We start from the raw sequence: 22415 nt of genomic DNA, 5'->3' as shown, positions 1-22415 counted from the left end.
GATGGCCTCAGTGCAGTTGTGTGCTCGCTAGTCACCTTGGGCGCGCCATGGACACATTCTCAACTTGAAATCGACCGACAATCGAGCCGCCGTTTTGAGGGGTGGACATGAGCACGAAGACGATAGGCAAGCAGAGGCCCTCAGGAGCTGAATACGCGTCGTTGCAGACGCAATTCTCCAGATACGATCGCACCACGTTTTCTGGATTTGTTTATGACCGCGCCGATCCCAGCCGACGCTACGCCGTCGAGCTGCTGGTCGATGGCGAGCCATACATGTCATCATTGTGTGACGAGTTTGTAACAGAGCTTGCCGATGCCGGAATCGGCGACGGTCGATTTGGCTTTACGTTCAACGTGCAGGACGAGGTCAGCTCGAACGCTGCGATCATCGAGGCAAGACTGGCGAATATCGGAAGTCCCGTCGGTGCTCCGATTCGCTGCGATGTCGCTGCACCGGAAGCGCAGTGGCACCGAATCGGCGAGATCAAATGGGCCGGAGGCTTGCGCTTCGAGGGCTGGCTCTCGCAGGACGTCGACGAAGACATCGAGATTCTGATCGCGCAACGGCCGGTGATGACCGTGAAGCCGACAGGGTGGACCAACGTTGCGCGGGGCAGCGAGTTCGGCGTCGGCCGCCGGATCGATTTTCACCTGCCCGAGCATTTTGCCGATGGTCGCGTGCGCGGACTGTCCGCGCGGACAATTTCGGGACGGAGCCTGATCTCGGAGCCGGTTGCATTCGTCGCTTTCGAGCGTGGCCTGGAGCAGACCATCGCGGAGCTTGGGCGCTGGGATAGCGAGCGGCTGCGCGGACAATTGTTCGATCAGCTTTTGCCTGCCTCGGTGCCGTTTCACACCTATCGCAGCTGGAAAGAGCGCTTCTCGCCGACAACACCGACAGCACCGTCTGATGTTCCATCCGAGGCCGCGGTCGTCCTGATCGGGGATGCCAGGGTGGACGAAAGCATCGAGAGCTTGGAGGCCCAGCGGCACCCGGCCTGGTCGGCGGTGTCTCTGCCGGCGCGGGGATTCAGTCAGTTCGATTCCGGCGCTGCGCGCGAGTTCGTTGACGGCGATGCCGCCAACAGCGCGTTCTTCGTCTTCTGCCTGAGCGGAACGATCCTCGCTGAAGATGCCTTGCAGCGCTTCGCCGATGTGTTCGCATCCGAGCCCGGCTGCGATCTCGTCTATGGCGACGTCGAGGTCTCGGGCGGCGCCGGCGCTGTCTGGCCGCTGGCGTTCTCGGCGTTCGATCGCGAACGTGCACTCGAGCAGGGCTATGGCGCGTATTGCTTTGCGGTGCGCAGGGAACGGGCCGTGGAAGCGCTGCGATCGGCGGCGTCGCTCTACGACATTTTCATTGACTGCGCGGAGGCTGAGCGAATCTATCATCTGCCGGGATCGGTTGCGGCGTTACCGCGAATTGATGCGTCCGCCGCAACCGCCGAACTGGTCGCTGCAAGCCAGGCATATTTTGCCAGGACTGGCGTCGAGGCGAATGTCGAGCCGCGGAAAGCAGGACTTCTTCCAGCCGTGCGGGTCAGGCGCGCGGTCGATTGGAGCGAGCGCACCACCATCATCATCCCGACCAGAAACCGCGCCGAACTGCTCAAGCGCTGCATCGAGACGGTCCTGCCGGCCGCACATGAGACCAACGCCCGGATTCTCGTCGTCGATAACAGCTCGAGCGAACCGGAAGCGCTGGATTATCTGGAGGGTCTCTCAGCGGACGAGATCGATGTCATTTCGGTCGAAGGGCCGTTCAACTTCGCGGCCATCAACAACGCTGCCGTCGATTGCGTCGACACGGAGAACATCTGCTTCCTCAACAACGACGTCCAGGCGCTCGACGACGGCTGGCTGGCGGAGATGCTGTGGCGGCTGTCCGCTCCCGATGTCGGAGCGGTCGGCGCAAAGCTGCTCTGGCCGAGCAGCGTCGTGCAGCATGGCGGCGTGGTGCTGGGCGCCAATTTCTCGGCCGCGCACGCCTTCAACGACCGGATGGATGGTGATCCCGGCTACGGCGATCTGCTCCAGGTGGCGCACGAATGTTCGGCGGTGACGGCCGCGTGCCTCTTGATGCGCAAGCGCGATTTCGTCGCCGTCGGCGGCATGGACGAGATCCGCTTTCCGATCAGCTTCAACGATATCGATCTGTGCCTGAAGCTGCGCCAGCTCGGAAAGCGGATCGTGTTCACGCCGGACGCGAAACTCGTTCACCTGGAGTCGGCAAGCCGGGGCCGCGATTCCGCGCCGGACCGCAAGGCACGCTTCGGGCACGAGCTGGCGATGCTGCGCGCGAAGTGGGGCGAGGTGCTGCTCGACGATCCCTATTACAGCCCGCTGCTGGGGCTGGATTCGACGCCGTTCTCTTCGCTCGCATGGCCGCCGCGATCATGGAAGCCGCGCGCCAACCTCCCGCCTGTGCCGACTGCTCCTCCGATCGGGATGTAACTGCACGTCCTCGGCCACCCAGTCGAGGACGGCGGCAACCGCATCATCGGCATCAAGGCCGGGCTGCAGCTTCAGGTCGGTCTTGCGGCCGCGTCCCGGTGGTGTCGGAAGCCATTCCGTCGCGGCGGCCGGCAATCCGCTCGCCAGCAGCGCGTCGACCAGCGGATGCCCGAAGGCCGGTTCGCCGATGTCGAGAACCAGTTTCGTGATGCCGTGACCGTCGATCAGCGTCGCAACGTCGTCGACGGCGATTTCGCCGGAGACCATCGCGTTCGCCCGCTGCATCAGCTTGAGATCGTCGAGGGTGGTGCCGAGCACGATGATCTCGGTGTCTGTATTGGTATTGGCGATTTGATCGCTGAGCGCTTTGACGAAGCGAAATTCCGCCGCGCTGCCGTGCAGGACAAGCAGGCCGAGACGCGTCGGGCCGTCCACGGCAGGATGCCGTGCGGGCCGCGCCGGCGGGTCGCTCGGCCTGACCACTTGCAGGCCGAGAACCGAGACCGAAAAGGCTGCCCCCTCTTCGCCGATCGCGATCACGCCTCGGGCCCGTTCGACAAGACCCGTCCAGTCCGGATGGAGGCCGGATCCAATCGCGGCGCGCACCGCAAGTCTGGTGTCGGTGATCAGCAGCTCGTAGGCGAAATGTTGCGTGAGCTGCGCGAGACATGCGCCGGGGATGCGGTCCGGTTCCGCAATCTCGAGCGAGCGGATCTGGAGATCGGCGAGAAGCTTCAGAAGGGCGTCGCGCCCCTCGGGCGTCGCAACGTCGAGTGCGATCGACTGCGGGGCTCCGCCGTCCGGAGCGAAGATCGCAGCCAGCTGGCGTCGTCCCTCGGCGCGGAAGTGAACGATCAGACCGCGCCTGCCTTGTGCCGCAAGCTGCCGGCACCGCCTGATGGCAATCTCGCGGCCAACGGCGGAGCCGCAGAGGATGACGTGCGGGCCGGCGGCGCGCCGTTCGTTGGCGAGCAGCTTGAGCTCAAGCGCCGCGCGGCAATCGCGGAGTGGATCGGCAAGCAGGAACGCCGCGCACTCCGTCGCATAGCGCCGGTAGCGGTGCTCGAGCACGCGAAGATTGCGCAGCACCAGCGAACGCTTCTCGCCAAGGAACGAGCGCGAGCCTTCGTGTCCGACAAAGACCGCCGGGATGCACACATTGCGGAAGCCGGCCTCCGCGGCGCGCAGGCAGAAGTCGACGTCTTCAAGGTAGCCGCGATAGAAGTCGTCGGAGAGTTCATGCACGGCGTCGAGGCATTCGCGGGTGATGTAGAGGCAGAACCCGATGCCGTTGGGAATGTCGATGGCGATCCCGGAATTTGCCGCGCCGGCAAGCTCGTCCAGCAATTCCAGCTCGTCGGGCGAGGGCAGGGGGTTCGACCGGTTCGGAATTGGAAAGCTGGTATATTCGCCGTTGTTGGAGAGCGGGGTCGCGGTGCCCACGCCCGGCGTCGATTGCACGGCACTTCGCAAGCGCTGCAGCGCGTATTTCGGCACCGTCGTATCCGAGTTCAGCAGCACGACGTCGCCGGTATCGGTCTCGGCAAGCGCCCGGTTGACCGCGCCGACAAAGCCCAGATTGTGTGCGTTGGTCAGCAGCCGGATGCGCTGCTCGGATGCCAGTTCGCCGAGCAGGCGCTTGATGTCGGGCTCGGGCGACGCATCATCGACGGCGACGATGGTCGCGCCCGGCGTGCAGGCCACGGCCGTCAATGCGCTCTCGATGCAGGCACGCGTCGCGGCCAGATCCCGGTAGACCGGGATGATGATGGTGAGCGGCGAAGCCTCGGCGCTATCAGAGCGAGGCGGCCGTTGTGGCGCGTTGCGACGATCCGGCGCGCGGTTGGCTGGGAGTTGGATGCTCGCGATGATGCGGCCCGCCTGCGCGATCTCGAGGCGTTGCGAGGTCGCGGATGCCGGCCGCATCAGGCGGAAGCTCGCAGCGCGTCGCCCATAGAGCGCAAACCTGTGACGGGGATCGGCGGGAAGCTGGACGGTGCTGGATTGATCCGCTTGCGCCAGCGAAAGGTGGGGGTCATCAGCTCCTCGCCACGTCACCCATCCCTTCACCTCCTCATCGAGGAAGTCGATGCGCGCGCAACTGTCCTGACCGTTCTGCTCGAGCAGCAGGAGCGCGCTCCTGACTGAATCCGGATCGTCATCGCGCCGCGCGACGCTTCGCGCGGCTTCGATCTGCGCAAGGCCGTCGCCCCAAGCCATCATCCGCCGCGCGGCGGCAAGATCGTCCGGTTCGAGTTCGAGCGCCCTGGCGACGCTGGCGACCGCTGCATCCTTGAGATCGAGGCGAAACAGCGCTTCTGCGCGCAGCAAATGGGCACGGGCGCCCGGATGCGGCAAGATCCGGCAGCGGCGGTCGGCGAGCGCGAACGCGCGACGGAAATCACGTGCCTCGAGCGCCCCGACAGCGGCTCGCTCGAGATCGACGTGGTGGAGCGTTCTGGACGTAAAGGCGATCCTGCGCGCGTCGGCGGTCAAATGTCGCCCTTGTCTGCCCGCATGGTCAGCCCGCCGTCTTGACGGCGTTCTGCCGGCTCCGGAATACGCGTACCCGTCCCTCGAGGCGCGGTGCCTCCTGGCGCGGCATCGGGGGAGCGGGTTCAGCGTGCCTTGGCTGCCGAGGCGCCAGGGGCGCTGCCTGCGCCCGGTGCTCTTCGAGGCTGAGCTTGAGGCCCACCAGGGGTTCCCGGCCTGAAGGGCCCGACACCACAATCCGGTTCCCGGTTACGCGCAGGGCGGGAGCCCCGAGGAAGATGGTTTCGGCGGCGATGGCGTAGCGATCCGCGCCGGGGCCCGTGGCTTCCAGCGAGAACCCCGTGATGGCCAGCGCGCGTCCCCGGGTTCCGGCAAAGGTTCCGAGCGGAACGAACTGGTTGTCGCCGCGCTGCGGCCTGGCGAACTTGACCGCGTATTGCAGGTTCAGATCATGCGGCTTGTTCGGCCATTCGAGCGAAATTCCCTCGATGCGCGCCGGCGCGGCCGGTCCTGCGACCCACGTATTCGGGCCGACCGCCACATCCCCCAAACCCGCGACATGCGCGAGCAGCTTGAGGTCGCTCAGTTCCTCGGGGCCGGCCTCGGGCTCGTAGGTGTCGGATGGCTGGCTGGCCGGCTGACCGATCGGCTGCACGGCCGGTTGTCCCTGGGTCAGGGGCTCGATCTTGATATTGGCGGCGGTCGACCCGCCGGTGCGCCCCGCCGTGACCTCGACGATCAAACGGCTTGGCCGGGCGACCGACACGACCAGCGCGGTCTCGGGCGCAAACAGGGTTCCATTGGCCGCATCGGGCCCGGTAATAATGTTACAATTGTTAAGGCTGGCGCGATCGGCATAGACGCGCACCACCGGAGGTGATGTCTTGTCTTCCGCGCCATTGTAGCGAACCAGGAAAAGCCCTCGTGCCAGGTCAATGGTTTTCTGCTGAATCTGTTCGTTCATGGTCGCCTGCGAGCCTAACGGAATGGGTCGATATGTTTCTCACACAGTGTGCCCCAAAAATTGATGTGATAGAAGGGGGCTTAATGTTAATCCGGTGAGATAGTTCGCACGTGCATATCGAAGACACCCTGCCGGTCATGATCTCGAGTCTGACCCCAATCGAAGACCGCGCGGCCGGGGGGCGCGCCCGCCCGCCAATGAACGTCCTCTTCGTCCACAACAACTTTCCAGCCCAGTACCGCCACATTGCGCGCGCGCTCGCGGAGCAGCCCGGAAACAAGGTCGTTGCGGTCGGTTCATCGACCGCGAGCACGACGCGGGATATCCGGCTGCTGAAATATTCGACGACCAAGTCGGACTCCGCGATGGTCCATCCCTTTGCCCGCCGCTTCGATGTCGAGGCGCGGCGTGCCGAAGAGGTCCTGTATGCGCTGTCGTCGTTGTCGGGGCAGGGCTTCGTGCCCGATCTGATCTTCGCGCACCCCGGTTGGGGTGAGACGCTGCCGCTGCGCACGATGTTTCCGAAAGCGCGGATCATCCTCTATTGCGAATTCTATTACGGCGCCGAGGGCAGGGACGTCGGCTTCGATCCCGAGTTTCCGATGACGGGACTCGACGGCAATGTCGCACTCCATCTGAAGAACGCGACGACGCTGCTGGCGCTCACGGAATGCGATTCCGGCGTTTCGCCGACGCCATGGCAGAGGTCGACCTTTCCCAGCGAGTTTCAGAGCAAGATCGAAGTCATCCACGAGGGCGTCGACACCGACGAGGTGAAGCCCAATCCCGTCGCCAGGTTTCAGCTTCCGAACGGCGCGACACTGTCGGCGGACGACGAGGTGATCACCTACGTCTCGCGCAATCTCGAGCCGGTGCGCGGATTCCATATCTTCATGCGATCGCTGCCGCGGATATTGGCCGCGCGGCCGAATGCGCAGGTGGTGATCGTCGGCGGCAGCGGGACATCCTACGGCGCGAACCCGCCCAAGGGCTCGAGCTGGAAGTCGATGTTCCTGGACGAGATCAGGTCGGACATCGACCTGCGCCGCGTGCATTTCCTCGGCCGGATCCCCCGGGAACAGTATCTCGCGCTGCTTCAGATCTCCTCGGTGCACGTCTATCTGACCTATCCCTTCGTGCTGTCATGGTCGCTGCTGGAAGCCATGAGTGCGGGATGTGCGGTGGTGGCATCCGACACGGCTCCGCTTCGCGATATCATCTCGGACGGCAACGGCCTGCTGGCGCCGTTTTTTGATATTGATGCGCTGTCGGATCAGGTAGTCTCGGTGCTGTCACGACCGAAAGCCTTCAAAAAGATGCGGATGAAGGCGAGGAGCTTTGTGCGAGACAATTACGACGCAAAGCGGGTCTGTCTGCCGCGGATGCTGACGCTCGTTGATGAGGGTGTCCTCCTGCGCACGCATGGGGGCTAACGCCAGGAGCTAGCGATGCCGCTTGTCATCTCGGTTGCCCAGCGCAAGGGCGGGGTCGGTAAAACGACGCTTGCGGTCTTGCTGGCCGCAGAACTGGATCGGCGTACGGGCGTGGTGGGACTGGTCGACGCCGACTCCCAGGCGTCCGCCTGTCACTGGGCCGAGCCCGGCAATTTGTCGTTCCCCGTCTACCAGCTTGATCCGGAAACCCGGCCGGTTGCCGAATGGGCCAAGCTGATGCGCCAGATTCCGCATCAGATCATCGTCGTGGATTCCGCGCCCAACGACCGGGTGCTGGGCGCCGTGCTCGCGGTCGCCAATATCGTGCTGATGCCATGTACGCCGTCCGGCCTCGACATCGAGGCCACCGCAAGGACGCTCGACATCGTGCGCGAGGTGCGCGCGACGCGGCGAACCGCGCTCCGTGCCATGATCGTGCCGAACCGCGTCGACCAGCGCACGCTCGAGGGCCAGCAGCTGATCGAGGAGCTGGATACGCTCGACGAAGAGATCGGGCCGACGATCGGAAGCCGCTCGGCCTATGTTCGCGCCGTCGCGCTGGGACAATCGGTTGCCGATTTCGCCAGCGGTACGCCCGCGGATATCGAGATCAAGACGCTCGCCGATCTCGTCATGAGCTGGTGCGGGATCGCACCCCGGCAGCGCGTGACGGTCTAGATTGGCAAAGCGATCCGGCTGCTTCACATCAGGCTAACCATGCCTGCAGGAGAACAAGAAATCCCGCGCCGCAGCTACCGCTTCATCTGACGCCGGCGTCCACCGAAACCGCGGGAAAAATGGCCCGCAAGCGCGATGGAGTGGCGGTCCGTCGAGCTCCACGCGCGTTATCATTCGACAGCCGAAAGGCTTGCCGGCGCGGCAATCCGGCTTGGTTAACGGAGCGCTCGCGCGCATCCGCTGGGGGCGTGTCGACCGTCGTTGCGGCGGTAAATCCGTTCGGTCTTAACGCTATTCCCATCGTCGTTTTGCCGCGCCGGACGGAATGTCGTACCCATCATTGCGTTTGTTGAGGCGCGGGATTGGTCCGCGCAGGGACGGCATTTTCGATGGCGAGCAGGGGTTCGATCCTCATCACGGGCGGCGCGGGATACATCGGATCCCATTGCGCCAAGGCGGTCGCCGAGGCCGGGTTTCTCCCCGTCGTCTACGACAACCTCTCCACCGGTCATCGCAATTTCGTGCAATGGGGACCGCTCGTGACCGGCGACGTCGCCGATCACGACAAGATCGCCGCCACCATCCGCGAGCACGATGCGCTGGCCGTGATGCACTTCGCCGCGTTCAGCGCGGTCGGCGAGTCCGTCGCGGATCCGCAGAAATACTACGGCAACAACGTTGCCGGCACGCTCGGCCTGCTGCGCGGCATGCGTGAGGCAGGTTGCGACCGCCTGGTGTTTTCCTCTACCGGCGCCGTCTATGGCAATGCCGGGCGCGATCCCATTCCGGAAAGTGCCGCAGGGCCGACCGTCAATCCCTACGGCCGCTCCAAGTTCATGATCGAGCAGATGCTCCATGATTATCGCGCCGCCTATCGGTTCAAATCGGTCTGCCTGCGCTACTTCAACGCCTGCGGCGCCGATGCATCAGGCACCATCGGCGAGCTCCGCGATCCCGAGACGCATTTGATTCCGCGCGCGCTGATGGCGCTGCTCGGGCACGTGCCGGACTTTGCCATCTTCGGCGAAGATTATGAGACGCCTGACGGCACCGCGGTGCGCGACTACATCCATGTCGACGATCTCGCCGCCGCCCATATCGCAGCACTCGAGCTGCTGTTAAAGGGGAGCGCCGGCGGTGTGTTCAACCTCGGCACCGGCACCGGCTATTCGGTGCGCGAGGTGCTCGACGCGATCCGCGCCGAGACCGGTGAAGCGGTGCCGAGCGTGGTGCGCGAACGCAGGGCCGGCGATCCGCCGATCCTGGTCGCCGATCCCTCCAGGTCGGAGAGCGGCCTCGGCTTCAAGGCGAGCCGGTCGGATCTCGGCTACATCATTCGCTCGGCCTGGGCGTGGCACCAGAAGGCGCATCCGCGCCGGCGATAGGGCATGATCCGGAAAAGTGCGAAGCGGTTTTCCGTCGCGACAAACGCGGAACGCGTTTGCGCGGAGATCATGCCCAAAACGGCGGAAGGCTAGGCTGCGTCCGCGCGCGAACTCAACCGGCCGAACTGGCTGCGCAGCACCAGCAGGAAGAGGTGACCCGCGCCGATGCCGGCAAGACCTCCCGACACCTTGACGATCGCGTCAAGCAGGCGGCCGTGACGGTCCGGTGTGAGCAGTTGCATCGCTTCGAGTGTGAACGAGCTGAAGACGACAAAGAGCACGATCAGCGCGGTACGCCGCGGGTAACCCAGCACAAAGGCCATCGCCATCACTGCATATGCGGCGAAGCGCTCGGTCTGAGGAGGGAAAAACGACGGACGGTCCTGGATCGGCGACAGCGTCACGAAGGCGATAAATGCAAGCGCGAGCCAGCCCGCAATCACGCCGAACTTCCGAATCTGTGAAATAGGCAACAACGTATTCCCGGTCCTGTACCGCAGACGACCCCCGGCTGGATTAGCGCATCACTCGTGCCAGCGACATGGAAATGGTCGCCGAAGGTTAACTTGCCAGCCGACTGTGACCAGCATGACGCGTCCACTTGTTGGCAAATGACGGTATCAAGATACCTGATATTGAAACTCAATCCCGCTTGGCGCGCATCTCTTTGCGGGAACCTGTCGCGCTTGCGCGGGTTCCCGGGATGGTGCACCTGACGAAAAAATAAGGTTTCGCCTGCGGCTCCATTCATAGGCCGTTCACGGCTGGGAGCCTCATTTGATGCCGGAATATCGTAATGCTCACTCTCGGAGGCTAAAGTGCGTCTGCTCGTCGTTGAGGATGACCCGGATCTGAACCGCCAGCTCACCACCGCCCTGACGGACGCCGGCTATGTGGTCGATCGCGCGTTCGACGGCGAGGAGGGGCATTTCCTTGGCGACAGCGAACCCTACGACGCGGTCGTGCTGGATATCGGCCTGCCGAAGATGGACGGTATCTCGGTGCTCGAAGCCTGGCGGCGGAACAAGCGGGTGATGCCGGTGCTGATTCTCACCGCGCGCGACCGCTGGAGCGACAAGGTTCAGGGGTTCGATGCCGGCGCCGACGACTATGTCGCAAAACCCTTCCATCTGGAGGAGGTGCTGGCGCGGATCCGTGCGCTGCTGCGCCGCGCGACCGGGCATGCCCAGGTCGAGCTGGTCTGCGGGCCGGTGGCGCTGAATACCCGCACCAAGCGCGTTACCGTCAACGGCAACCCGATCAAGCTGACCTCGCACGAGTACAATCTGCTCGATTATCTGATGCACCACACCGGGCGGGTGGTCTCGCGCACCGAACTGGTCGAGCATCTCTACGATCAGGACTTCGACCGCGACTCCAACACCATCGAGGTGTTCGTCGGCCGCATCCGCAAGAAGCTGGAAGTCGATATCATCCAGACTGTTCGGGGCTTGGGCTACATGCTGTCGCCGCCGACTTAAAGCGCTTTCGAGCGAAGTGGATAACCGGTTCGCTCAGGTGAAGAAGACACGACCAAACAAAGGGATGAGAGCATATCCTATTCAATCGGATCATGCTCTTAGAGCGCTTGATCGGCGTACACGGGCATTGGCATGATCCGCGCCGGGAGGACTGGATTCGCCAATGTTGGAATCCCTGATGTCTGTTGCCGCTGACACGCTGTTCGAGCCTGTGTCCTGATGGGCGGTAGCTCGCTTGCGACCCGCCTGTTCGTCTCGGCGACCGCCTGGGTGGTGGTGATCCTGGCGATCACCGGCGTCATCCTGTCGTCGGTCTATCGCGACGCCACCGAGCGCGCCTTCGATCGGCGGCTCAATCTCTATCTGCGCACCCTGATCGCCGAGGTGGCGACGCCGGACGAGCCGGCGGACCGCCAGTTCCAGTCGCTCGGCGAGCCGCTGTTCGACCTGCCGCTGTCGGGCTGGTACTGGCAGATCACCCGCACCGACACCGAAAAGGGCGAGACCCGCGCCTCCCGCTCGCTGTGGGACAAGAAGCTGCCGAAGCTCGAGGAGCACGGCGCCGAGCTGACCGCCGCCGGCGTCCGCCTCGGCTATGTCGACGGACCCGAAGGCCAGAGCCTGCGCGTGGTCGAGCGGCCGGTCGATCTCGGCGCCGACGGTAAGTTCCTGGTCAGCGTCGCCGGCGATGCCACCGAGATCTTCGATGAGACGCGCAGCTTCGACTATTATCTCGGCGGCACCTTCGCCGCCCTGGGCATCGTGCTGCTGCTGACCACGATCTTCCAGGTGCGCTATGGCCTTGCGCCGCTCAAGCGCATTTCGGACGCGATTGCGGACATTCGCTCCGGCCGCGCCGAGCGGCTGGAGGGCCGGTTTCCGGTCGAGATCGCGCCGCTGGCGCGCGAGACCAACGCGCTGATCGATGCCAACCGGGAGATCGTCGAGCGCTCGCGCACCCATGTCGGCAATCTCGCCCATGCGATCAAGACGCCGCTGTCGGTGATCGTGAACGAAGCGGGCGCGCATGCCGGCGATCCCTTCGCCAGCAAGGTGCTGGAGCAGGCCGACCTGATGCGTGACCAGGTCGCGCATCACCTGGAGCGCGCGCGGATCGCTGCCCGTGCCACCATTGTCAGCACCATCACCGATGTCGCCCCTGTGATCGAGGCGCTGCGCCGGACCATGGAGAAGATCCATCGCGATCGCGACCTCGCGATCGAGGCGAAGGCCGACCCGGCGGCACGGTTTCGCGGCGAACGGCAGGACCTCGAGGAGATGGTCGGCAATCTCGTCGACAACGCCTGCAAATGGGCGGCTTCCCAGGTCTTCATCGAGGTCAGCGTGGTCCCGCCGGAGGCGTCGGGCGCAGGTCCCAGGCTGCGCATTATGGTCGACGACGACGGGCGCGGCCTGTCGGAGGCCGAGCGCGCCCAGGTGTCGCGGCGCGGCCAGCGGCTCGACGAATCGAAGCCCGGCTCGGGGCTTGGTCTCTCGATCGTGACCGATCTCGCCGGCCTCTATGGCGGCAAGCTCGCGCTGAACGACGCGCCGATCGGCGGTCTGCGCGCCGAACTCGTGCTGCCGGCGGTGTAGGGTATGATGGAATTCGGTTGAATCGCCGTCGCGAAGGCGGTGCGCTCCCGCTTTCTGTCGGAACCAGAACAGCCGTCTTGAAACCGTTCCATGCCATTTGAGAATTCTGCTCGTCGTTCCAGGAACGAGTGTTCACTTTGTAACTTATGAGTCCACCTTCCGTGAAAGTGGACAATGAGCAATCTACTGGACGCTGGCGAGCAAAGGCCGCAACCCATCAATTTTCATGCCTGCAACCGCTGCGGCGGACCGACCCTTGCGATGTCGATCCTCGATAGCCGAGAGGGTAAGACCTACCGCCTCAGAAGGTGCTTGAACTGCGAGAAACTGACCTGGTCTGAGGAAGAGTAAGTCCGCCTCAGTTAGCGGCCTTGAACCTTTCGTCCCTGCGTCCGTACCCAATATGACCGGGATTTTGTTTGTACCCTCTCGGGCTGGAAGGCCATGCCGCCTGTAAGATTTTCAAACGGGCGGCATAGCTTTGATTACGCCGCCTCAGTTGGCAGCCTCTTTCATTTTTCGGGCAGTTCAACTCCAGCATGCACTCCTGCCGGAGTGTCCTTCGGTTCAGCAAGCGCCACCATCAACTCGACCCACATCTTTAGGGCATGCCAGCTTTTTTTCGGACGCAACCCCAGCGTGACGGCAAGTCCAACCTCTATGCCGAGTGGCCTGTTTCGTATCTGCGAATGGCCTAAAAGAATAAGTCCCAGCGCCCCGGGGAAGGTTGGCGCTGGGACTGAGGGCGGCGGCAGACTTTGGGGGCAGGATAGCGCCGTCGCCAATTGCCTAATTTTCCCGGGCATCAAACGTTCCTAATCGGTGGCCGGTTTCGATTTGGCGAGTGGCCTATTTCGGCCAGTACCCATGATCTGGATCAAAGGATTTAGATCCAATCCCCGGGGTTCTCCGTGGGTGAACGGAGTTCCAGAAGTCGTATTGTGCGGCTTGTTCCCCGTGCAATCATCCCCCGATCTCGGGAGACGGCCCATGAAGGACATGCAGGCGCACTTGGAGAAGCTTCGTGTCGAGGCGGAAGAGTGCGAGCTAATCAGCAAGCTGGCGACCAATAAGTCGAAGAAAGAACTGTTCGCTAGGTTGGCCGCACATCACCGGACGCTAGCCGATGAAGTCGAGCGGACCATGAAGGAAGCCCAATAGGAACTTTGCGTTCCCATGTCGATTTACAGCCCCGTTCCCGTAAGGAACTGAGCGAGGAAAAAGGTCACATGGGCCAAATTCGACGTCGGGTCAGACACACCAATTCACTTGAAGCGCGCCTTGTTGAGAGAGCCAGAGAGCTACGCGAACAGGCCGAAGCGCTCGCCCCAGGTATCGAGAGAGAAGCGCTCCTGAAGCTAGCCCGGCAAGCTGAGGCTGGCGCGAGCATGACCGAATGGCTGCGCGCTGGGGGGCTTCAATCATCCGCGACCTGAAAGCTATTTGCCGACGTCACCATCAATCGCGTCGTATCCAAACAATATTATATACTTGCCCCAACGGAGCGGGCGGGATCGCGCTGAAGAGTGGACGCGACGCAGACGCGCTTTGCCCGCCTCACCAACGGCTTTTCAAAGCAGCTGGATCACCACGCCGCTGCTGTGGGCCTGTACGTGGCTCACCATTATCTCTGCCGCGTGCATGAGGCGCTGCGGACTACGCCAGCTGTCGCGCTTGGTATTGCTGAGCGGGTTTGGACTATCGGTGATTTGCTGGATGCCGTGCTGCCGCGGGAGCCGAACCGGCCAGTGCGCGTGACGCGCAACTTCACTGTAATTGATGGTGGAGAACCGTGATGGCGCTAATTGCAAGTCGGCTTGAACTACGAGGCCTGGCGAAAGCCGAACCTTTCTTCTTCACCCCAAAGAAGCGGCCCCAGCGCCGGGGGAACGCTGAGGCCGTGTCCAAGTGCTGTCCGTTTTGAGCACCGGGACCACGCGACAACGGAACGTCACCGGGGCTGTTCCTAACCGTGAAGAAGAAACGGCCCCAGCGAGGGGGCGCAAGCCGGGACCGAGTTTACATACGTCATCCGACGTGCCCGGCGGGGACGCCGGACATAAAACAACCGCCAGCCGACACGCCTCGTTCCTGTGGGGCGCAAAGAAACGGCCCCAGCACCCTTGGAGGCGATGCTGGAGCCGTTCTTTATTCCCATTCTCACGCCGAACCGCCGCTTGCCGATAATTGACGGCCCCTTCTGGGCTGTAATTTGATCTTAATGAAACACCCTGCCCAGTCCCGAAAGGATCGAATCAGCGGGCTGTTCCAGAAATCACCTGTGTGAATCGAACGTAAATAAACTGCCACTTTTTTCCCGTCTGTTTGACAAGTGTCCTGGTTCGCCGGAGCAAGTGTCCGAATGAGGACAGCACCGCTTGCGGGGGAGGCGAGGAGAGCTCGCGGACAATCTTCGCAGACATCATGTGCGATTTGCCGTGCGGACGCGGCGCAGCCTTTTGGGCGGCGCGACCGTCATTATTCCTAAACGGCTTCTTAACGCGCCCCCCTCTATCATCGCGGGCGGACGGGCTGCGGCGCTTGCCGGGCACCTAGCTTTCACGACCGGGCATGAGCCAGAAATCGACCGAGCGGCTGAGGGATTATCTCGCGCAGCTTCCGCCGCAATCGCAGGCGCTGCTGATGCGGGAGCTGGAGCGCGCCGTCGAACGCGGCGACGACGTCGCCGTCGCCAATCTGGTCCTGGAGCAACTGCGCAAGATCGTGCGCGGGGCCGAGCAGGACGAGCAGATCCAACCGCGCAGTGACGATCCGGCGCGGCTCCTGTTCCGGCCGCTCGAGCCGTTCCTCGCCGAGACCAATTTCCCGACCCGCCCAGGCCAGCTCCGGCGTGCCTCGCTGCTGCCGATCTGGCAGTGGCTGGCCCGCGAGGGGGCGCCCGAGGCCGCCCGCGAATTCGAGAGGGCGCTGGCGGCTGCCACGGAGAGCGGTCCGATGGAGATCGCCGCGCGCAAGTTCCAGCTTGCGGCTGCGGAAGCCATCATCAAGGTCGCGGGGCCGATGCAGGACGACCGTCAGCGCGCGCTGGCGCGCGTGGGCCCGCCGAGCGTTGTCGAGGACCTGCTGCCGATTGGCCTCGTGTTGCAGGCCCGCGAGGCGCTGGAAACCCTGGGCAGCCGGCTGCCGAGCCAGATCAGGGTGCTTTCCGATTCCCAGATCGCCTCCGCGATGGACGCGCTCAAGCTGCCGTCGCTGCAGACGCCGCAACTGCTGCCGTTCGCGCTGTCGTTGATTGCGCAGCGGCTCGCCGCGCCATGGCAGATCATCCGCCTCGCCATCAAGATGGCGGCCTCCGACGACGAGCTGCGGGTCGCGGCAACGCCTTACGGCATCGCCGTCACCATCGCGCTGCATGATCTGTCATTCGTCGCAGCCTGTCTGCGCACCGACATCAAGCGCGGACATTTCGATTATGTCAGCGAGCAGCTCAAGACCCTGCATGACGGCGTCCGCGGCCTGCGCACCGAGCTCGATCTGCGCAACGACTCCACCTGGGGCCGCCAGCTCACCTCGGTCCGCGCCGACACCTCCAATGCGCTGCAGTCGGAAATCGACAGCGTGCCGGGCCGGGTTCGCCGCATCCTGCGCCAGCGTGCCGACAAGGACATCGCGGCAGGGGCAAAGATCGACATGTCCGAGGTCGAGGACGCCGCCGCCCTGATCGATTTTGTCGCGGTCTGCCGTACCTATGCCAGCGAGCTCGCCATCAACGAGGTGACGCTGCGGACCTTCTCGGACCTGCAACATTATGTCGAGCAGTCGACCGAGGGGCTGGTGCAGTCGCTGCGCGGCGGCGACGCGCGGGCCCGCGCTTTCCGCCAGCAGCAGGTGAAGGCCGCGATCCGCTTTTGCGAAGTGCTGTTCGGCCACGACTACGCCTCGCTGATGAACCGGGCGGCCGAAAACGCCGTGACCGGCGAGCGCAAGTCGTCCCGCGCGGGGTAGCGAGCGGACAATAACGGGTGAGAGAGCGGTATTATGGCGCAACGCCGCAAGCTGACTGCGGAGACTTCTTTTTTGGCTCAGGCAGCGGCTTAGTCTCAAGAGATTGGTAAACGTGGATCACCGCATCCGTGTAAAGAGCTAACGGGTGATCGTTACAGCGCATCCGAAGGCTGGGGCGCGTACTCATAAATCTCCGTCAATGTCCGCTTGGCTCTGACACCGATCGTCTTTAACCGCAGCTTGGCCGCGATGGGCCCATAAACAGACAACCGTTCGTTCGTCGCCATGCCTCAAGCGAGCTCATGGAGTAGGCGCTTGGCCTGCTTGAGGTCGAGCGTTTCAAATCCCTCGCCAAACCAATTGTAAACGGGCGCCAGCAACTGGCTGGCCTCTTTATGGTCGCCTCGATCGCGCCAGAGCCGCGCGAGACTCGTGGCCGCCCGCAGTTCCCAGGATTTTGCCTTTTGCTCCTGCGCAACCGCTAGCGCCCGGGCGAAATGCGCTTCTGCCTTGCAGACATCCGGCTCGGGACCAAGCAATGCGATTTCCCCGGCCGTGCGACGGACATCGGATTCGCACCACGTCTCGCCGGTCGTCTCGATCGCCTTCAAGGCGTCGTCGATATGCCGCCGCGCATCGTCGAGCCGCCCCAGTTCACCGCATGCTCTTGCCATATGGGACACGTACCAAGGCACGAAAACGACTGAGCCGCTCGATTGCCAGGCCGCTATGCCGGAGGGGATCGTGGCAATCGCATCGGATGCTTTGCCAGTCAGTGCCTGTATGCAACCCCGGTGCATGATGCCGCCGCCTCTCCACTGCGCGGCATTCTTCTCTGTCGCCAACGGAACAAGCTCGTCGAGTTGCATTTTCGCGGCTTCGTATTCGCCGCAATGGATAAGTGCGTATGATGTGAAATACAGGGAATACATCAAGGGAACTCCCTGGCCGACTTCGCGGGCTTCGCTGACGGCGCTTTTCGCATCAACGAGCGCGGCGTCCGGATAGCCGAGCATCCAGCGGATCCAGGAGCGATAGCAAAGCGCGGCGATCCGGATATCCTGTCCAAACTGCGCCGCGAGCTGCCGATGCTCGACGGGATCGTAAGATGCGATCGCGCGATCGAAATGCGCGAGCGCTTCGGGAAGGTTTCCGACCGTTGCCTGAGAGACACCAACGAGCCGGTGGCCCAGCATCTGCTGCGTTGCAGCCTTCTGTTCCTCGGCGCGCCTCAGAAATTGCGCAGCGAGTTCGGTCACGGCGTCGGCGTGGAAACCGTTGAAGTTCGCAACCCAGAAACTGTACAGCACGGAAAACAGCAGCAGCGGATCCTCTGGCGCTTCGCCGCGCTCTTCCGCCTGCTCGATCAGCGTTCGCGCGCGAAGGGCAGCCGCCTTGGTTTCGGGGGCGCCGTAGCCCCGAAAATGCATCAGCGGGGTGATCAGCGCCACCTGCAGCTTGATTTCTTCGCGCCTGAGCGCCGGCGTGGAAGGCAACGCGGCGATCAGGGAAAGCGCTCGACTGAGCTGCTCGGCAGCTTCCGGCAACGCTGCGCGTTCCAGCGACCGTTGTCCCGCCTTTGCCCAGAGGCCGGCCGCTTTTTCGAGCAGTCCGGCTTCGGCGCAATGGCGCGCCAGGAGCTCCGGCTGCCGCTCGACTCTGTCTGGAAAACGAGCTTCAAGGGTCTCCGCGATGCTGGCATGCAAGACGCGGCGGTGCTCGCGCAGCAGCGTACTGTAGGCGGCGTCCTGTATCAGGGCATGTTTGAACAGATAATGCGCGTGCGGCGGGACCCCTTGCTGGAATAGCAAGCCGGCACTGATCAGCCGATGCAGTGCGACCTCCAGCTCTGCCCGCGATTTGCCGGCGACCGCCTCGATAAGCGCATGTGGGAATTCACGGCCGATCGCAGAACCGATCTGCGCCAGCTCCTTGGCGGGACCGAGCCGGTCGAGACGCGCCATCAAGGATGCGTGAAGCGTCGCGGGGATTTCAAGCCTCGACGAGGGGATCACGGCGGCCGTTCTTCGTGCCTCTTCCTCGCTCTCGGTCTCGAGGATTGCTTTCGTCATCTCCTCGATGAACAAAGGAATGCCGTCAGTCCGGTCAATCATGTCCTCGCGGATAGCGGGTGGCAGGAATTGGTTGCCGACGATGCGATCGATCATGGCGTCGATTTCGCGCCGGCCAAGCCGATTGACGGTGATCGTGCTGATGTGTGGGAGCCCGATCCAGGGCGGTGCAAATTCCGGCCGGAATGTCACGACCATTAGCACGCGAAGCCCGACGATCCGTTCCAGGATACGGCTAACCAGCTCGAGGCTGGTGGGATCGGTCCAGTGCGCATCCTCGAAAATCATCAAGACGGGGGCGGACCGCGACAGCGCCTCGATTTGGGTGACAAGCGCCTGCAGCGTTCCTTGCCGACGCTGCTGCGGGTCGAGTGCCATCTGAGGATAGCGACCGTCGTTCGGAAGAGACAGAAGTTCGGCGAGCAAGGCCGAATCGCTGGGGGAAGTTGCGCTCCGTGCCAGCAGAACATCGAGCTTGTCGAGCTTCGCCCGGGCTGTATCGTCATGTTTCAGTCCAGCCGCGCGCTCCATGTGTCCGATGATCGGAGAGAGGGCGCTGTTTGTGCGCTGAGGCGAGCAAAAGCAGCGCAGCCGAGCATGCGGCTCCTCGTCAATGTGTTCCAGCAACACCGCGGTCAGTCGGGATTTGCCGATTCCGGCCTCGCCGCAAATCAGGACGACCTGGCCTTCACCGTCCTTGGCTTTAGACCACCGTCGCTCCAGCAATTGCGCTTCTTCATCCCTTCCGATCAGCGATGAGAGATTGCCGGCATGAAAAGCCTCGAAACGACCCTCTACGGACGCGGGTCGCAACGCGGCCCAGACCTGCACAGCGCCGGCGATGCCCTTGAGCTCCTGGTGGCCGAGATCCTTCAGCTCAAATAGATTGCCGAGAAGTCGCTTGGTCGCGTCCGCAATCACAACTGTATCGGGCTCGGCGAGCCCTTGCAGCCGAGCCGCGAGGTTCGGCGTCTCGCCGACAATGCTGCGCTCCTGGGCCTCGCCGGATCCGACGAGATCTCCGACCACCACCATGCCGGTGGCAATGCCGACGCGGGTTTGCAATCGGGGGTCTGTCTTCAGTTTCGCCACCGCTGCGACGAGGTCCAAGGCCGACCTCACGGCTCTTTCGGCATCGTCCTCATGAGCCTGCGGATAACCGAAATAGATCAGCACCCCATCGCCCATGTACTTCGCGACAAATCCTCCGCAGCGCTGCACTGTTTCCGTGACGCATTTTTGGTAAGCGGAGATCAGCGTGCGCAGATCTTCGGGGTCCAAGCGGGTCGACAGCGCTGTCGAGCCGACGAGATCGCTGAACATCACGGTAATTTGTCGCCGTTCCGCAGCGTCGCCCGGCGAAGCGATCGAAGGAGCGATCACCGCTTCTTCCTTTGGAAGCGCGACGATGGCCTTCAGAAGCTTGATCCGCGCCCCCATGGGAAGACCGAGCTCGCGCAGGTGATCGTCTTTCAGATCGCGCAGGACGTCCCCGTCGATAGCATTTTCCCGGAACGTAGGCTCAAAGCGTTCGAGGCCGAGGCTCCGTAGCCAGCTCGCAAGCTCCACGATTGCCTCCCAGCTGGTTCCGTCTGTGCCGAAACGCTGCCTGAAGACGGACAACCCACGGAAAGATTATGAAGGCCTGTGACGGACAATATCAAGGCCACAGAGCGTCAGGCACAAAGTGCATTGTGCATTGCCGCGATCGACCGGCGCTGGTTACTGATGAGTCATGTTCGACGGGGTTTCGGCAGGGATTGTCGTTTGGTTGATGTCCGGTTCTGCTGTTCGGCCACGACTACGCCTCGCTGATGAACCGGGCGGCTGAGAACGCCGTGACAGGCGAGCGCAAATCGTCCCGCGCGGGGTAGAGCTCTCACTGTCCTTTAAGCTTTCTATACAACGGTTCGTATCCCTGAAGTGTTAGGGAGACGGCTCCTTTCAGGCAGTACAGGATTGCTGGCATCCCACCCAATCCGATCCAATTTACATTATGGGCGGCTCTCAACGTGTCGCTGTCTGGTTCGTTTTTGTGTTCTAACCCTGCATAGTCTCGGACATAATTTATTGCGGTTTTGACAGTGATGTCCGTGCCCCTGAACTGCATGAGTGGATGTCGCAGAAACTCATCCAGAGTCATCGTCTTGATAATCTCTGGAGTTGAGGGGTGTATCTTCGGATCGTAATTGATCCTCATTGTTGGGTCGGAATAAATAGTAAAGCGGAATTTCAGTTGCGCCCTGCGGTTCGCAAGGCTCGTGATCGACGGATGATCCAGCAAAAGTCTACGTAGAGGTCCGACCGACTCGAAGAGGTTTTCTTGGGTCGGATTGTCGTGACACCGAATAAGCTTCTCAAAGTTATAAATGAATAATTGCTCAGGGGTGAACATATCCCTCACTTTGTTCGCCGCCAGGGCGGGGCGACCAGCGCTTACGCAATTTCGGAATAATGGAAGTGTGGCGCTGATTTGCCCGACATGTCAAGTCGTCGACCGAGCGCCGGCGGATGCTGCTACTTTGCATGGGGTTGTTTTCGATATTTTGGTATTGCGCGCCTTCGCGCGGTAACGCCGTTGCAATACCGCCGGAACTGCACCGGAAACCGGCTGATTTCGACCTTCGGTCGATCCAGTAATTGTCAATTGCCGGGCTTGGCGCCGGTAGTGTAAAGCGATTCTAAGGCGGCTTGCCGGAAGCCGCCGTTCCATCCGGGAACCGCTTGATGACGCTGTGGTTTGTGTTCGCGCTGATGACGGTCGCGGCGATCTTTGCCGTGCTGTGGCCGCTCAGCCGCCGCGGACGGGCGGATACCGGCGGCAGCGAGGTCGTGGTCTACCGGGACCAGCTCGCCGAAATCGACCGCGATATGGCCTCAGGCATCATCGGCGCCGCCGAGGCCGATGCTGCGCGGATCGAGATCAGCCGCCGGCTGCTGGCCGCCGCCGACCAGAGCGGGCGCGAAGCCCCGGTGCAGGGCAGTCTCAGCCTGCGGCGCGCTGCTGCGATCGTGGCGCTGGTCGGGCTGCCGGTCATCGCTTCGGGCTTCTATCTCGCGCTCGGCTCGCCGCGCCTTGGCGACTTTCCGCTCGCCGAGCGCAGCCGGGTCGCCGACGTCAACCAGCCGCTCGCCAACCTGGTCGCGCAGGTCGAGGCCCATCTGGAGAAGAACCCGACCGATGGCCGCGGCTGGACCGTGCTGGCGCCGGTGCTGTCGCGCCTCGGCCGCTACGATGATGCCGTCCGCGCCTATCGCAATGCCATCATTTATGCCGGCGACAGCGCCGATCGCCGCGCCGATCTCGGTGAAGCGTTGATGGGGAGCGCCGGCGGTATCGTCACCGCGGACGCCAAGGCGGAGTTCGAGCGCTCGGTCGCGCTGAATGGCGACGACGCCAAGGCGAACTATTTCCTCGGTCTCGCCGCCGAGCAGGACGGCCGCAAGGCCGATGCCGCCGCGCTCTGGCAGAAGATGCTGGCGAGCGCGCCGTCGGACGCGCCGTGGCGGCCGCTGGTGCAGGCCGCGCTGGTTCGCGTCGGCGGCAGCGTACCCGGTGGCGTCAACTCGCCCGGTGGCGCCAGCGCACCCGCGCTGCCGGATGGCGCGGTGGCGGCGGCCAGGGACATGAGCGAGGCCGATCGCGGCAACATGATCAAGGGCATGGTCGATCGGCTGGCGACGCGGCTGAAGACCAACGGTGACGATGTCGAGGGCTGGCTGCGGCTGGTCCGCGCCTATCTCGTGATGGGAGAGCGCGACAAGGCGATGAGCGCGCTTGCGGATGCCCGCCAGGCGATGGCCAATGATGCGGATCGGTTGCGCCAGCTCAATGAGGGGCTGAAGAATCTCGGATTGGATGGATAACGCATGATGCCGAAACATGTGCAG

Annotated in this window: 15 protein-coding genes; 10 read left to right on the top strand and 5 right to left on the bottom strand. The window is 63.2% G+C overall.

All coding sequences use genetic code 11. The features are described from left to right. Positions 1 to 107: 107 nt before the first annotated feature. Positions 108 to 2456 (top strand): glycosyltransferase, encoded by a 2349-nt coding sequence (locus tag ACE10Z_RS29895; protein ID WP_375783967.1) that lies wholly within the window; start codon positions 108 to 110, stop codon positions 2454 to 2456. Here the strand turns inward: ACE10Z_RS29895 and ACE10Z_RS29890 are convergent. Both ACE10Z_RS29890 and ACE10Z_RS29885 read right to left on the bottom strand, forming a co-directional pair. After that, positions 2397 to 4952, bottom strand: coding sequence for a glycosyltransferase (locus ACE10Z_RS29890; protein WP_375783966.1), 2556 nt, complete (start codon positions 4950 to 4952; stop codon positions 2397 to 2399). The two genes, ACE10Z_RS29895 and ACE10Z_RS29890, sit on opposite strands and share 60 nt — an antisense overlap. A gap of 25 nt (positions 4953 to 4977) precedes the next feature. After that, positions 4978 to 5913 (bottom strand): hypothetical protein, encoded by a 936-nt coding sequence (locus ACE10Z_RS29885; protein ID WP_375783965.1) that lies wholly within the window; start codon positions 5911 to 5913, stop codon positions 4978 to 4980. 197 nt (positions 5914 to 6110) lie between these two features. Between ACE10Z_RS29885 and ACE10Z_RS29880 the strand changes: the two genes are divergently transcribed. From ACE10Z_RS29880 to galE, 3 genes are all read left to right on the top strand, one after another. After that, positions 6111 to 7346: a glycosyltransferase family 4 protein gene (locus ACE10Z_RS29880; RefSeq protein ID WP_375783964.1), complete on the top strand. Its 1236-nt coding sequence runs from the start codon at positions 6111 to 6113 to the stop codon at positions 7344 to 7346. Positions 7347 to 7361: 15 nt separating this feature from the next. Continuing rightward, the gene (locus tag ACE10Z_RS29875) at positions 7362 to 8024 is read left to right on the top strand and encodes an AAA family ATPase (RefSeq protein ID WP_375783963.1); all 663 of its coding nucleotides are present in this window, start codon (positions 7362 to 7364) and stop codon (positions 8022 to 8024) included. A gap of 389 nt (positions 8025 to 8413) precedes the next feature. Beyond that, positions 8414 to 9409, top strand: a complete 996-nt coding sequence (galE, locus tag ACE10Z_RS29870; RefSeq protein WP_375783962.1) for a UDP-glucose 4-epimerase GalE — start codon at positions 8414 to 8416, stop codon at positions 9407 to 9409. Positions 9410 to 9498: 89 nt separating this feature from the next. Here galE and ACE10Z_RS29865 read toward each other — a convergent pair whose 3' ends face one another. Then, complete coding sequence (locus tag ACE10Z_RS29865; RefSeq protein ID WP_375783961.1) at positions 9499 to 9852, bottom strand: VanZ family protein; 354 nt, start codon at positions 9850 to 9852, stop codon at positions 9499 to 9501. A gap of 375 nt (positions 9853 to 10227) precedes the next feature. Here ACE10Z_RS29865 and ACE10Z_RS29860 point away from each other — a divergent pair, with 375 nt between their 5' ends. The 5 genes from ACE10Z_RS29860 to ACE10Z_RS29840 all read left to right on the top strand — a co-directional run bounded on the left by ACE10Z_RS29860 (position 10228) and on the right by ACE10Z_RS29840 (position 16452). After that, positions 10228 to 10890, top strand: a complete 663-nt coding sequence (locus tag ACE10Z_RS29860; RefSeq protein WP_163154879.1) for a response regulator transcription factor — start codon at positions 10228 to 10230, stop codon at positions 10888 to 10890. A 219-nt stretch (positions 10891 to 11109) separates the two neighbouring features. Continuing rightward, the gene (locus tag ACE10Z_RS29855; RefSeq protein ID WP_375783960.1) at positions 11110 to 12486 is read left to right on the top strand and encodes an ATP-binding protein; all 1377 of its coding nucleotides are present in this window, start codon (positions 11110 to 11112) and stop codon (positions 12484 to 12486) included. A 990-nt stretch (positions 12487 to 13476) separates the two neighbouring features. Beyond that, positions 13477 to 13647 carry a hypothetical protein gene (locus ACE10Z_RS29850; RefSeq protein ID WP_375783959.1) on the top strand — a complete coding sequence of 57 codons (171 nt, stop codon included), beginning with the start codon at positions 13477 to 13479 and terminating at the stop codon, positions 13645 to 13647. 365 nt (positions 13648 to 14012) lie between these two features. After that, positions 14013 to 14282 carry a hypothetical protein gene (locus ACE10Z_RS29845; protein ID WP_375783958.1) on the top strand — a complete coding sequence of 90 codons (270 nt, stop codon included), beginning with the start codon at positions 14013 to 14015 and terminating at the stop codon, positions 14280 to 14282. 775 nt (positions 14283 to 15057) lie between these two features. Then, positions 15058 to 16452 carry a hypothetical protein gene (locus ACE10Z_RS29840; RefSeq protein WP_375783957.1) on the top strand — a complete coding sequence of 465 codons (1395 nt, stop codon included), beginning with the start codon at positions 15058 to 15060 and terminating at the stop codon, positions 16450 to 16452. Between the two features lie 290 nt (positions 16453 to 16742). Here the strand turns inward: ACE10Z_RS29840 and ACE10Z_RS29835 are convergent, their stop codons facing one another. Further along, positions 16743 to 20093 (bottom strand): adenylate/guanylate cyclase domain-containing protein, encoded by a 3351-nt coding sequence (locus tag ACE10Z_RS29835; RefSeq protein WP_375783956.1) that lies wholly within the window; start codon positions 20091 to 20093, stop codon positions 16743 to 16745. Positions 20094 to 20403: 310 nt separating this feature from the next. Beyond that, positions 20404 to 20928, bottom strand: coding sequence for a hypothetical protein (locus tag ACE10Z_RS29830; RefSeq protein WP_375783955.1), 525 nt, complete (start codon positions 20926 to 20928; stop codon positions 20404 to 20406). A gap of 323 nt (positions 20929 to 21251) precedes the next feature. Between ACE10Z_RS29830 and ccmI the strand changes: the two genes are divergently transcribed. Further along, complete coding sequence (ccmI, locus tag ACE10Z_RS29825; protein ID WP_375783954.1) at positions 21252 to 22391, top strand: c-type cytochrome biogenesis protein CcmI; 1140 nt, start codon at positions 21252 to 21254, stop codon at positions 22389 to 22391. The last annotated feature ends 24 nt before the right edge of the window (positions 22392 to 22415 follow it).

It is taken from the genome of Bradyrhizobium sp. Pha-3 (assembly GCF_042258615.1).
Taxonomy (GTDB): Bacteria; Pseudomonadota; Alphaproteobacteria; order Rhizobiales; family Xanthobacteraceae; genus Bradyrhizobium.
This window is presented reverse-complemented; position numbering and strand designations above follow the sequence as displayed.

Bases quoted from the DNA above. Each gene is read 5' to 3' on its own strand.
- ACE10Z_RS29895 (WP_375783967.1), top strand. From the start codon at position 108: ATGAGCACGAAGACGATAGGCAAGCAGAGGCCCTCAGGAGCTGAATAC.
- ACE10Z_RS29885 (WP_375783965.1), bottom strand. From the start codon at position 5,913: ATGAACGAACAGATTCAGCAGAAAACCATTGACCTGGCACGAGGGCTT.
- ACE10Z_RS29880 (WP_375783964.1), top strand. From the start codon at position 6,111: ATGAACGTCCTCTTCGTCCACAACAACTTTCCAGCCCAGTACCGCCAC.
- ACE10Z_RS29875 (WP_375783963.1), top strand. From the start codon at position 7,362: ATGCCGCTTGTCATCTCGGTTGCCCAGCGCAAGGGCGGGGTCGGTAAA.
- galE (WP_375783962.1), top strand. From the start codon at position 8,414: ATGGCGAGCAGGGGTTCGATCCTCATCACGGGCGGCGCGGGATACATC.
- ACE10Z_RS29855 (WP_375783960.1), top strand. From the start codon at position 11,110: ATGGGCGGTAGCTCGCTTGCGACCCGCCTGTTCGTCTCGGCGACCGCC.
- ACE10Z_RS29850 (WP_375783959.1), top strand. From the start codon at position 13,477: ATGAAGGACATGCAGGCGCACTTGGAGAAGCTTCGTGTCGAGGCGGAA.
- ACE10Z_RS29840 (WP_375783957.1), top strand. From the start codon at position 15,058: ATGAGCCAGAAATCGACCGAGCGGCTGAGGGATTATCTCGCGCAGCTT.
- ccmI (WP_375783954.1), top strand. From the start codon at position 21,252: ATGACGCTGTGGTTTGTGTTCGCGCTGATGACGGTCGCGGCGATCTTT.